The following is a 12,700-nucleotide window of genomic DNA, read 5'->3' as shown; positions in this document are numbered from 1 at the left end:
AAACTATGGCGATTGCAGATGGAAAAGTGTCACTGAAACATTTGGTGACAATGGAAACCCTCACGAATGAAGAGGTCTTGGGCCTGATTCGTCGAGGTGGAGATTTTAAAAATGGCAGAGCTGACTTCCAGCTGGATCGACAGTATTTCGCTGCCAATCTCTTTTTTGAAAATTCAACACGAACGCACAAGTCCTTCGAAGTGGCGGAGAAAAAACTTGGCCTGGATGTGATTGAGTTCGATGCTGGAACTAGCTCGGTGAACAAGGGTGAGACCCTCTATGATACGATCTTAACCATGTCTGCTTTGGGCGTTGACATCTGTGTGGTCCGCCACTCGGAAGTCGATTACTACAAGCAGTTGATTGATAGTAGGACCATCCAGACCTCTATTGTCAATGGTGGTGATGGTTCAGGGCAACATCCAAGTCAGTGTTTGCTTGACTTGATGACCATTTACGAAGAGTTCGGAACCTTTGAAAATCTTAAGATTTGTATTGCAGGTGACATTACGCATTCGCGTGTCGCCAAGTCAAATATGCAGATTCTCAAGCGTTTGGGTGCTCAGCTTTATTTTGCTGGTCCGGCAGAGTGGTACTCGAATGAGTTTGATGTTTATGGTCAGCATGTGGCCATTGACGATGTCATTGAGGACTTGGATGTTCTCATGTTGCTTCGTGTTCAGCACGAGCGTCATGGGGATGATAAAGGATTTTCAAAAGAAGACTACCATGCTCTCTATGGTTTGACTGAAGAACGTTATGCCAAGTTAGCTGATCAGGCGATTATCATGCACCCTGCTCCGGTTAATCGTGATGTGGAGATTGCTGATAGCCTGGTTGAGGCGCCTAAGGCTCGTATCGTTGCTCAGATGCAAAACGGAGTCTTTGTCCGTATGGCAATTATTGAAGCTATTTTAAATGGCAAAGCGTAAACAACGTTAACCGATTCCTGAGAGAATCAGACGAAAAAGAACATGGGCTAAATCTTTGGAAAATAGACAAATCTTTCTAGAGGCTAGAGCTTCTCTGTCAGATTTGCTTTTCATTCAGATTTTAACGCCCTTTGTATCTTAGTGAAAGGAACAATTTACTATAATGGCAAAACGTTTACTTATTTTGGAAGACGGCACTATTTTTGAAGGTCAGGCCTTCGGTGCTGATGTGGATGTGACGGGTGAAATCGTCTTTAATACTGGTATGACAGGTTATCAAGAATCTATCACAGACCAGTCTTACAATGGTCAAATTTTGACTTTTACTTATCCACTTGTTGGTAACTATGGTGTTAACCGTGACGACTATGAGTCAATTAAGCCAACGACTAAGGGTGTCGTTGTGTCAGAGGCCAGCCGTCGTGCCAGCAACTGGCGTAACCAAATGACCTTGGATGAGTTTTTGAAAGCGAAAAACATCCCTGGTATCTCTGGTATTGATACACGTGCCTTGACTAAGATTATCCGTCAACACGGTACTATGAAAGCCACTTTGGCCAGCCCTGGTGACAGTATTGAGCACTTGCAAGATCAATTGCGTGCGACTGTTTTGCCAACCAACAATATTGAGCAGGTATCAACTAAGACAGCTTACCCAGCACCAGGTGTTGGTAAAAATATCGTTTTGGTTGACTTTGGTCTCAAGCACTCTATCTTGCGTGAGTTTTCAAAACGTGATTGTAACGTGACTGTTGTGCCACATGATATCACTGCTGAAGAAATTCTCCACCTCAATCCAGATGGTGTGATGTTGTCAAATGGTCCAGGTAACCCTGAAGATGTACCGTACGCACTTGATATGATTCGTGGCATCCAAGGTAAAATTCCAATCTTTGGTATTTGTATGGGTCACCAGTTGTTTAGTTTGGCTAATGGTGCCAAGGCCTACAAGATGAAGTTTGGTCACCGTGGATTTAACCACGCGGTTCGTGAAATTGCGACTGGTCGTGTTGATTTCACTAGCCAAAACCATGGTTATGCCATTGACCGTGAGTCACTTCCAGATTGCCTCATGGTAACACATGAAGAAATTAACGATAAGTCAGTTGAAGGTGTTCGTCACCGTGACTTCCCTGCATTCTCAGTGCAATTCCACCCAGATGCAGCACCTGGTCCACACGATGCTAGCTATCTCTTTGATGAGTTCTTGGAATTGATTGATGCTTTCCAGGCTGAAAAAGCACGTCGTTAATTGCAACTGTCTAGTGACTATAGTGGGGTGTGACTCTTGTTCTCCCCAGTCTACTACCTTATTTAATGACAACCAGAGAGTTGTCAAATAGAAAGGAGAAGATACAGGTTCACGGAAGTGAACACGCCCTAAGGACTGTGTGAAAAAGATAAACGGTGACTAGACGCTTGGGCGTCGTCGTCACGTTTCCTATTTTCACTGGGTCCTTAACGGGCTTTGTATCATAAATTATGCCTAAACGTTCTGATATTAAAAAAATTATGGTTATCGGGTCTGGTCCTATCATCATTGGTCAGGCTGCTGAGTTCGACTACGCTGGTACGCAAGCCTGCTTGGCCTTGAAAGAAGAAGGTTACAGTGTTGTCCTTGTCAACTCTAACCCTGCGACAATCATGACTGATAAAGAAATCGCAGATAAGGTTTACATTGAACCAATTACGCTTGAATTTGTCACACGTATTCTTCGTAAAGAGCGTCCTGATGCCCTCTTGCCAACACTTGGGGGACAAACTGGTTTGAACATGGCAATGGAATTGTCAAAAGCTGGTATTCTTGAAGAACTCGGAGTAGAGCTTTTGGGAACAAAATTGTCTGCCATTGACCAAGCCGAAGACCGTGACCTCTTCAAACAATTGATGGAAGATTTGGAACAACCTATTCCAGAATCTGAAATTGTCAATACGGTTGAAGAAGCAGTTGCCTTTGCGACAGAAATTGGTTACCCAGTTATCGTGCGTCCTGCCTTTACCCTTGGTGGTACTGGTGGTGGTATGTGTGCCAACGAAGAAGAACTTCGTGAAATCGCCGAAAATGGCTTGAAATTGTCACCAGTAACACAATGTTTGATTGAACGTTCTATCGCTGGTTTCAAGGAAATCGAATACGAAGTTATGCGTGATGCCGCAGACAATGCTCTTGTGGTATGTAACATGGAAAACTTTGACCCAGTTGGTATCCACACAGGGGACTCAATCGTATTTGCCCCAACGCAAACCTTGTCAGATATTGAAAACCAAATGCTTCGTGATGCCAGCTTGAAGATTATCCGTGCCCTTAAAATTGAGGGTGGCTGTAACGTACAGTTGGCTCTTGACCCTAATAGCTTCAAGTACTATGTTATCGAAGTAAACCCTCGTGTATCACGTTCATCAGCCCTTGCCTCAAAAGCAACTGGTTACCCAATCGCCAAATTGGCAGCCAAGATCGCTGTTGGTTTGACACTTGATGAAATGATTAACCCAGTCACTGGTACAACTTACGCTATGTTTGAACCAGCTCTTGACTATGTGGTTGCTAAGATTCCACGTTTCCCATTTGATAAATTTGAACACGGTGAACGTCGTCTTGGTACTCAAATGAAAGCAACAGGTGAAGTTATGGCTATCGGTCGTAACATCGAAGAATCACTTCTTAAAGCCTGCCGTTCACTTGAAATCGGTGTTTACCACAATGAAATGCCTGAGCTTGCGGACGTCACAGACGATGCTTTGGTTGAGAAGATTGTCAAAGCTCAAGACGACCGTCTCTTCTACCTCTCTGAAGCCATCCGTCGTGGATATACTATTGAAGAATTGTCAGAGTTGACTAAGATTGATATCTTCTTCCTTGACAAATTGCTCCATATCTTTGAATTGGAACAAGAACTGGCTACTCACGTAGGCGATGTTGAAGTTTTGAAAGAAGCTAAACGTAACGGTTTCTCTGACCGTAAGATTGCTGATCTTTGGAATCAAACAGCCGACCAAGTTCGTACGACACGTTTGGAAAATAACATTGTTCCTGTCTACAAGATGGTCGATACCTGTGCGGCTGAGTTCGAGTCATCAACACCATATTTCTACTCAACTTACGAGTGGGAAAATGAATCAATCAAATCTGATAAAGAATCTGTCATCGTTCTTGGTTCAGGTCCTATCCGTATCGGACAAGGGGTTGAGTTCGACTATGCGACAGTTCACTCTGTAAAAGCTATCCAGGCTGCAGGTTACGAAGCTATCATCATGAACTCTAACCCTGAGACAGTTTCAACAGACTTCTCAGTTTCAGATAAACTTTACTTCGAACCATTGACTTTCGAAGACGTGATGAACGTTATCGAATTGGAACAACCTAAGGGTGTCGTGGTTCAGTTTGGTGGACAAACAGCTATCAACTTGGCAGAGCCATTATCTAAAGCTGGTGTGAAAATCTTGGGTACACAGGTTGCTGACCTTGACCGTGCCGAAGACCGTGACCTCTTTGAACAAGCCCTTAAAGACCTTGATATCCCACAACCACCAGGACAAACAGCGACAAATGAAGAAGAAGCGGTTGAAGCAGCTCGTAAGATTGGCTTCCCAGTTCTTGTTCGTCCGTCATACGTTTTGGGTGGACGTGCCATGGAAATCGTTGAAAATGAAGATGACCTTCGTTCTTACATGCGTACAGCCGTTAAGGCAAGTCCAGACCACCCAGTCCTTGTTGATAGCTATATCATCGGACGCGAGTGTGAAGTGGATGCCATCTCTGATGGTAAGGATGTCTTGATTCCAGGTATCATGGAACACATCGAACGTGCAGGGGTTCACTCAGGGGACTCAATGGCAGTTTACCCACCACAAACCCTTTCTAAGAAAATCCAAGAGACTATCGCTGACTACACTAAACGCTTGGCTATTGGTCTTAACTGTATCGGTATGATGAACATTCAGTTCGTTATTAAGGATGAAACGGTCTATGTTATCGAGGTTAACCCACGTGCCAGTCGTACCGTACCATTCTTGTCTAAGGTGACTGATATCCCAATGGCTCAAGTTGCTACAAACTTGATTCTTGGTAAATCATTGGCTGAGCAAGGTTACAAAGATGGTCTTTACTCAGAAAGTAACCATGTCCATGTCAAAGCACCAGTCTTCTCATTCACAAAATTGGCTAAGGTAGATAGCCTCCTTGGACCTGAAATGAAATCAACTGGTGAAGTTATGGGTACAGATGCGACTCTTGAAAAAGCGCTCTATAAAGCCTTTGAAGCTTCGTACCTCCACTTGCCAACCTTTGGTAATGTTATCTTTACTATTCATGATGATACTAAAGAAGAAGCCCTTGACTTGGCCCGTCGTTTCGATGCTATCGGTTATGGTATCTACGCGACTGAAGGAACTGCTAAGTTCTTGAATGAACACGGGGTTCACGCAACGCTTGTTAACAAATTGGGTGAAAATGATGATAATGACATTCCAGCCCTCGTTCGTACAGGTAAAGCGCAAGCCATTATCAATACGGTTGGTAACAAACGTACTTATGACGAAGACGGAGCAGCTATCCGTAGCTCAGCTATTGAAGCTGGAATTCCACTCTTCACAGCGCTTGATACAGCAGATGCTATGGTGCGTGTGCTTGAAAGCCGTAGCTTTACAACAGAAGCTATCTAATCACGAAATAAAGTCTCAGCTTTGCTGGGGCTTTTTTATTGAAGACAAAGTTTTCTTTTGAGACTTTTCTTAAGTGATGGCGGACGTCAGCGACCTTCTGCGAAGTTCCATGACTAAGTTTTGAGCCGAAAGTCTCAAAACTTCCGAACGTCTGAAACTAATCGTTTCAGACGTTTTTATCACTGCGAAAAATCTCGGTATAAGCTTACTAGGTTCGCAAAATCTATTTCATATTTAAAAATAGTTTAATTATGTTCTGAGTCTCAGCCTTGCTGGGGCTTTTTTCTTACACAAATGTAAGCTAACAAATTAAAATGAAAGCTAAGACTATGGTTTTGTTTCCTAAGATTCTGCTATACTAGAAACATGATTATTACCACATCTTTACGTGAAAATGAGACCTTGATTGCGCGTGCCCAAGAACTAGCTCACGAGTTAGGAGTTGACTACCAGCCTCGTCGCAAGTTATCCTTGGCAAAATGTTTAGAGCGATTTGGAGCTTTTTATCTTCTATATAAAGACAGATTGTCTTTTGTCAATGCGGATGTCAGTGAGCTGTCCTTTCATCCAGATACGGCAGTTCTTCGGATTAAGGCGCCACACGATGCTCTAGTCAATCTTTTAGGTTCGTCTACCAAGTCTATTCTAGACACGACTATGGGTTTGGCTTCCGATAGTCTAGTTATGGCGGCAGCGGGAAATAAGGTGACAGCCCTTGAGAGTCAAGAAGTGATTTTTCAGGTGGTTTCTCGTGGTCTGGCCACATATCAGACAGATGACAAGCAGCTTGAAAAAGCGATGCGTTCTATTAAGGCTATTAAGAGCGATAGCTTATCCTTTTTGAAATACCAGGCTGATCACTCTTTTGATATCATCTATGCCGATCCTATGTTTTCAGAGACTATCAAGGAATCGGAAAATCTACAAGCTATCAAACCTCTAGCTAATGGCAGCCGTCTGACTGAAGAATGGTTAAATGAGGCTAAGCGTGTCGCACGAGAAAAAATTATCATCAAGGCGCATTTTCGAGATACCGTTTTTGAGGAACTAGGGTTCGAACGCCAGGTTCGTCCCAATCAAAAGCTGCACTATGGTGTTATGGATTTAAGCGAAGGCCATTGACACTGAAAGTTAAAAGTATTACAATTGTTTTATTTATACGATACAAAAGAAAAGAGAGACCTATGCGAAAAAAAATCAGTCCAAAGTTATTTAAAAATAAAAAAAGGGTTTGGATCATTGGAGGAATTGGCTTCCTTGTCCTTTTGGTCCTAGGTTTTAACCTTTTTGCAGGTGGTGGCAAAGATGATAAGGCTTCCGAGTCCCCTACAGCAAGTAAGGTAACCAAGGGGCAGTTGGCCTCGTCCACCCTTCTGACTGGCATGGTGAAGGCTCAGTCGGAACAGTACGTTTATTTTGACAATACCATTGGACGCAATGCCACTGTGACAGTTTCTGTTGGTGAGGAAGTTAGCGTTGGTCAGCAACTGGTCCAATACGACAGTACCTCTGCCCAAGCAGCATATGATACGGCTAGTCGTGCCTATAATAAGGCAGTTCGTGACCGTAATTATTTCCAACAGTATGGGACAGCTCCTGTGGCTTCGGCACAAACAAGTAGTGATTCGGATGAGGATGATTCGACGACTACCGTTAGCCCTCAACAGCGTCAGCAAACCGAGGCAAGTAATTACCAAACCTTGCAAGATTATAATGATGCCGTTGCTAACGCAGCCTCAGAGCTAGAAAAGGCACAAGACGTTCTCAACCAAACAGTCATTGTTTCAGATGTTAATGGGACAGTTGTGGAAGTTGCGGACTCTGTGGACCCTGCTTCAAAAGAGAGCCAGACTCTAGTTCATGTGACCAGTGAAGGCCAATTTGAGATTCAAGGAACCTTAACGGAATATGACATTCCAAATATTTCAGTTGGTCAAAAGGTCAAGATTACTTCCAAGGTATACCCTGATCAAACTTGGACAGGGAAAGTCAGCTACGTTTCCAATTATCCTAAGCAAAATGCCAGTCAGTCAGCAGGTACATCTAGCAATTCAGGACAGACAGGTTCCCAGTATGAATACAAGGTTCAATTGACCAGTCCTATAGGCAAGCTCAAGCAAGGTTTCAATGTATCCCTTGAAGTGACCAAAGATGATGATGCCCTGTTAGTTCCAGTAACTGCTGTGACCAAGAAAGGCTCTGACAACTACGTCTGGGTTTACGATGACGAGAGTCAAAAAATCAAGCAGGTCAAGGTTAAACTTGGCAATGCAGATGCTAAGCAACAAGAAATTGCCTCAGGACTTAAAGAAGGTCAAAAGGTTATTACTAAGGCTGAGAAATCCTTTAAGGATGGAGAGACCCTGAAGGATGTGACAGATGCCGATAGCAAAAAATCAAAAGAGACTATTGGAGAAGAGGTGAAGTCTAGTGACTAAGCCAGCACTTATGGTCTTAAAAGGCATCACCAAGTCTTTCAAAAATGGTCAGGAGTCCTTGCAGGTCCTTAAGGGGATTGACTTATCAGTTGATGAAGGTGACTTCGTGGCAATCATGGGCCCTTCTGGATCAGGAAAATCAACCCTCATGAATATTATTGGACTTCTAGATCAACCGACAACAGGTTCCTATCAACTCGAGGGTGAGGATGTAGCTGAGCTTTCTGAAAACCGCTTGGCTAAGGTAAGAAATGACCAGATTGGTTTTATCTTTCAGCAGTTTTTTCTCTTGCCAAAGTTAAGTGCCCAAAAGAATGTAGAGCTTCCCCTGATTTATGCGGGGAAATCTCCACGTGAACGTAAGCAAAGGGCACAACAATTCTTGGAAAAAGTCGGCTTGTCAGACCGCAGCCATCATTTGCCGTCAGAGCTGTCTGGTGGACAGAAGCAAAGGGTGGCTATTGCGCGTGCACTGTCTAACGATCCAGCAATCATTTTGGCGGATGAACCTACGGGTGCGCTTGATACCAAGACAGGAACCCAGATTATGGATCTCTTAACCCAGCTAAACCGAGAAGGGAAGACCATTGTCATGGTTACCCATGAACCTGAGATTGCGGATTATGCCCGACGTAAGATTGTCATCCGTGATGGGGAAATCACCCAAGACACAACGGACAGCGTTCGGATAGACTAGGAGGTAAGAATGGAAAATTGGAAATTTGCTCTTAGTTCTATTCGTTCTCACAAGATGCGGTCCTTCCTGACCATGTTGGGGATTATCATTGGTGTTGCTGCGGTAGTACTTATCATGGGTCTAGGAAATGGGATGCGTCAGAGTGTTACCGATAGTGTGACAGGTGATAAGGATACTGTTCAAGTCTACTATGAAGCCAAGGGTGAGGAGCTAGATCCTGCCTATGCGGACCTGTCACATCCGACCAAACCGGTTAAAGAAGTTTGGTTGGAGCAAGTGGCTAGGCAGACGCCTGGTATCGATAGTTATTTTGTGACCAACAGCCTAACTTCCTCTATCTCCCTCCAGAAAAAGACTGTGAAGAATGTTAATATCACAGGTGCCAGCCAGGGCTACTTTAAAGCTAAAAAGTTAGAGATGTTGACAGGACGTTCCTTGCAAGACAATGATTATAAAAACTTTTCACGAGTCATTGTCATTGATCAGATGGTGGCTAAAAAACTCTTTGAGACGAATGAGGATGCCCTTAACCAAGTGGTTACTATTGGGAAAAATGATTATCGTGTGATTGGTGTTTATAAGAATAAAGACACAGCAATCGGTGCCTATGGTGAAATTGGAACAGCTCTTGTGGCCAATACCCAGTTAGCAGCTGAAAATAACACTGATGCTATTGGCCAGATTTTTTTCCATGTGACCGATGTGAAAAATAGTAGTAGTGTCGCTAAGGATGCTGCCAAACGCTTGACCCAGTTGGCCCAAGATGATAACGGGGAGTACAAGGCAGCAGATATGAGCTCGGCCTTAGATCAGGTGAACACAATCTTTGGAACGATTACCACCGTTGTCGGTGCTATTGCTGGGATTTCACTCTTAGTTGGTGGAATCGGTGTTATGAACATCATGTTGGTTTCAGTAACTGAGCGGACACGAGAGATTGGTCTTCGTAAGGCTTTAGGTGCTACACGTCGTAAAATCTTGACACAGTTTCTGATTGAGTCTATGGTTTTGACCATCCTGGGAGGTTTGATTGGGCTAGGCTTTGCGGCCCTAGTCGTTGGACCAATCGGGAGTGCCATGGATCTTAAAGCGACAGTCTCTCTTGGTGTAGCCATGGGAAGCATTGCCTTCTCAGCAGCCGTAGGAATTATCTTTGGTCTCCTACCGGCTAATAAAGCTTCGAAACTTGATCCTATCGAAGCACTTAGATATGATTAGACATAACCTCTTGAAATCTTTGGATTTTGAGAGGTTTAATGCTTTTCAAAAAAGATAGAGAAAAAAATAAAAAAATTTGCATTTTTTTCTTGACGTCTGATTTAGGTCATGATATTATATATAAGGTTTGAAAAAACTGACCTAAGACAGTTGGGGAGTTAAACTCATAAACATCCAACCGAGGCACAAAACGTAACTATTTTTTTGTAACGTATTGTACTTTCGTGTCTAGGTTTAGGTACGATTTTTTTGTGCCTAGCCCAAAAATAAAAACGGAGGTAAAACTACTAATGAGTGAAGCTATTATTGCTAAAAAAGCTGAACAAGTTGCTATCGTCGCTGAGAAAATGAAAGCAGCATCATCTATCGTTGTTGTTGACTCTCGTGGACTTACAGTTGACCAAGATACCGTTCTTCGTCGTAATCTTCGTGAATCAGGCGTTGAATTTAAAGTTATCAAAAACTCAATCTTGACTCGTGCAGCTGAAGAAGCAGGTCTTGAAGACCTTAAAGAACTTTTCGTTGGACCATCTGCAGTAGCATTCTCAAATGAAGATGTTATCGCACCAGCAAAAGTTATTAGCGAATTTGCTAAAGACGCAGAAGCTCTTGAAATCAAAGGTGGTGTTGTTGACGGTGCGTTCACTTCAGTCGAAGAAATCAACGCTCTTGCATCACTTCCAAACAAAGAAGGTATGCTTTCTATGCTCCTTTCTGTACTTCAAGCGCCAGTGCGCAACGTTGCATACGCTGTCAAAGCGGTTGCAGAAAGCAAAGAAGACGGTGCTGCATAAGCCCATCTTCACAACTCGTAGCCTAAGCTACGTTTAAAACACTATATTAAAAAACACATTTGGAGGAAATCACAATGGCATTGAACATTGAAAACATTATTGCTGAAATTAAAGAAGCTTCAATCCTTGAATTGAACGACCTTGTAAAAGCTATCGAAGAAGAATTTGGCGTAACTGCTGCTGCTCCTGTAGCTGCTGCTGCAGCTGGTGCTGCTGACGCTGGTGCTGCTAAAGATTCATTCGACGTTGAATTGACATCTGCAGGCGACAAGAAAGTTGCTGTTATCAAAGTTGTTCGTGAAATCACAGGCGAAGGTCTTAAAGAAGCTAAAGCTATCGTTGACGGTGCACCATCAGTTCTTAAAGAAGGTGTTGCTGCAGCTGAAGCTGAAGAACTTAAAGCTAAACTTGAAGAAGCTGGAGCTTCAGTTACTCTTAAATAATAGAGTACCAAAATTTGATTGCAAAAGCCTAGTAAATCAAGGTTTAATGATTGCTTAGAGCGATTAAAAATCGGTGGAATAATTTCATTCCCCACTAGAACCCCACCAAGATTAAACCTTGGTGGGGTTTATTTTTTTACTCAAAATCATGATATAATGGCTCTTTGTCAACTGTAGTGGGTGACGAAAAGCTAACATCTAGAGAGGACCTGATAGGTCTTCTCTTTTTTTATGTTTAGAGTGATGAAGACACGTTTCTTAAAGTTGATGAAGTTTCTAAAACCGAAGCCCAACCGTTTGATGTCTTTAATCAACTTGTTAGTCGCTTCGAGTTTCGCGTTTGAATAGTCAGTTTCTAGCGCATTCTTGATGTATTGCTTGTGTCTAAGAAAAGTCCTAAAGACCGTTTGAAAGGAGTGATTGACCTTGCTCATGTTCTCCTCTATTAACTCAAAAAACTCATCTACCCTCTTCTCCTGAAAGTGAAAAAGCAAAAGCTGATAAAGTTTGTAGGCATTAGCGAGCTCTTCTGAAAAGACCAATGTCTTCTCAATGATTTCATGTGGTACTACAGTTTGTCGGAAGGTCTTTGAATAGAAAGAGTTGAGCGATAGCTTACGGCTGTCTTTTTGAAAGAGACGCCAGTGATTTTTCAAGGCTCGATAGGGTAGAGACTTCTTATCGAACTGGTTCATGATTGCAATTCTAGTCTTTAAAAATGCTCTACCAAGGTGCTGGATAATGTGGAAACGATCAAGAACGATTTTGGCGTTTGGAAAGAGTCTGCGGGCTAGTGGGATATAGGCTCCAGACATATCCATTGTGATAAACTGTACCTTTTGGCGATCTTCCAATGGATACTTCAAAAAGTAGTTTCGTATAGTAGTTTGGCGACGATTATCAAGGATGGTTATGAGCTCGTTGGTCTCATAGTTTTGAGCGATAAAAACCAAGTCACCTTTCTTGAACCCAAACTCATCCCAGGACATAACAGCTGGAAGTTTGTCATAATGTTCCTTGAAAGTGAATTGGTCAAGCTTACGATAAACAGTGGACGTTGACACGCGAAGTCTTCTGGCAATATCCGTTAATGCCACCTTCTCAGTTAGGAGTTGTGTAACCTTTTGTCGGACTAGATTGGAGATTTGGCAGTTTTTCTCAACGATAGATGTCTCAGCTACCGTGACTCGTCTACAACTTTTACACTGGAAACGACGTTTTTTCAGACGTAGTAGTGTTGGAGTTCCAGCTTGCTCAAGAAGAGGGATTTTAGAAGGCTTTTGAAAGTCGTACTTGATCATCTTTCCATGGCAATGAGGACATGATGGTGCAGGATAATCAAGTTTTGCTTGAATCTCGATATGAGTATCAGTTTCAAAAACAAGTGAAATATTGATATTTTGGTCTTTAATTCCGATTAATTCTGTGGTATTCTTAATAAGTCTCATAAGTTCTTCCTAATGATGGTTTGGTTGCTTTTCATTATAGTTCTTATGGGACTTTTTGTCTGCATTCA

General features: G+C 42.7%; 9 protein-coding genes, 1 pseudogene and 1 other annotated feature. Of the genes and pseudogenes, 9 read left to right on the top strand and 1 reads right to left on the bottom strand.

From position 1 onward, the window contains the following. The first annotated feature begins 5 nt into the window (after positions 1–5). The 9 genes from NSQ79_RS07555 (at position 6) to rplL (ending at position 11,184) form a co-directional block, all read left to right on the top strand. The gene (locus NSQ79_RS07555) at positions 6–932 is read left to right on the top strand and encodes an aspartate carbamoyltransferase catalytic subunit (RefSeq protein WP_002890256.1); all 927 of its coding nucleotides are present in this window, start codon (positions 6–8) and stop codon (positions 930–932) included. Positions 933–1,095: 163 nt separating this feature from the next. Next, positions 1,096–2,184 (top strand): carbamoyl phosphate synthase small subunit, encoded by a 1,089-nt coding sequence (locus tag NSQ79_RS07550; RefSeq protein WP_002885900.1) that lies wholly within the window; start codon positions 1,096–1,098, stop codon positions 2,182–2,184. A gap of 230 nt (positions 2,185–2,414) precedes the next feature. Further along, a complete protein-coding gene (carB, locus tag NSQ79_RS07545; RefSeq protein WP_049529401.1) occupies positions 2,415–5,594 on the top strand; it encodes a carbamoyl-phosphate synthase large subunit in 3,180 nt (1,059 codons plus the stop codon). Between the two features lie 366 nt (positions 5,595–5,960). Then, positions 5,961–6,716, top strand: a complete 756-nt coding sequence (locus NSQ79_RS07540) for a class I SAM-dependent methyltransferase (protein WP_049529400.1) — start codon at positions 5,961–5,963, stop codon at positions 6,714–6,716. A 62-nt stretch (positions 6,717–6,778) separates the two neighbouring features. Then, on the top strand, positions 6,779–8,032 hold the full coding sequence (locus NSQ79_RS07535; RefSeq protein WP_045769014.1) for an efflux RND transporter periplasmic adaptor subunit: 1,254 nt from the start codon (positions 6,779–6,781) through the stop codon (positions 8,030–8,032). Next, positions 8,025–8,729, top strand: coding sequence for an ABC transporter ATP-binding protein (locus NSQ79_RS07530; RefSeq protein WP_045769013.1), 705 nt, complete (start codon positions 8,025–8,027; stop codon positions 8,727–8,729). Before NSQ79_RS07535 ends, NSQ79_RS07530 begins: the two co-directional genes overlap by 8 nt. A 9-nt stretch (positions 8,730–8,738) precedes the next feature. Then, entirely contained in the window at positions 8,739–9,947 is a 1,209-nt protein-coding gene (locus tag NSQ79_RS07525) for an ABC transporter permease (protein ID WP_014633462.1), read from the top strand. A gap of 122 nt (positions 9,948–10,069) precedes the next feature. After that, positions 10,070–10,206 (top strand) — a sequence feature (ribosomal protein L10 leader region). A gap of 31 nt (positions 10,207–10,237) precedes the next feature. Beyond that, entirely contained in the window at positions 10,238–10,741 is a 504-nt protein-coding gene (rplJ, locus tag NSQ79_RS07520) for a 50S ribosomal protein L10 (RefSeq protein ID WP_021152203.1), read from the top strand. 74 nt (positions 10,742–10,815) lie between these two features. Beyond that, on the top strand, positions 10,816–11,184 hold the full coding sequence (rplL, locus tag NSQ79_RS07515) for a 50S ribosomal protein L7/L12 (protein WP_037613517.1): 369 nt from the start codon (positions 10,816–10,818) through the stop codon (positions 11,182–11,184). 198 nt (positions 11,185–11,382) lie between these two features. Here the strand turns inward: rplL and NSQ79_RS07510 are convergent. Continuing rightward, a pseudogene (locus NSQ79_RS07510) lies at positions 11,383–12,632 on the bottom strand (ISL3 family transposase). Positions 12,633–12,700 lie beyond the last annotated feature (68 nt).

Origin of the sequence: Streptococcus sp. FSL W7-1342, from assembly GCF_037966635.1 — a bacterium.
In the GTDB taxonomy this organism is placed as follows: Bacteria; Bacillota; Bacilli; order Lactobacillales; family Streptococcaceae; genus Streptococcus; species Streptococcus salivarius_D.
The sequence above is the reverse complement of the archived record's forward strand: the minus strand, read 5'-3'. Positions and strand labels throughout refer to the sequence as shown.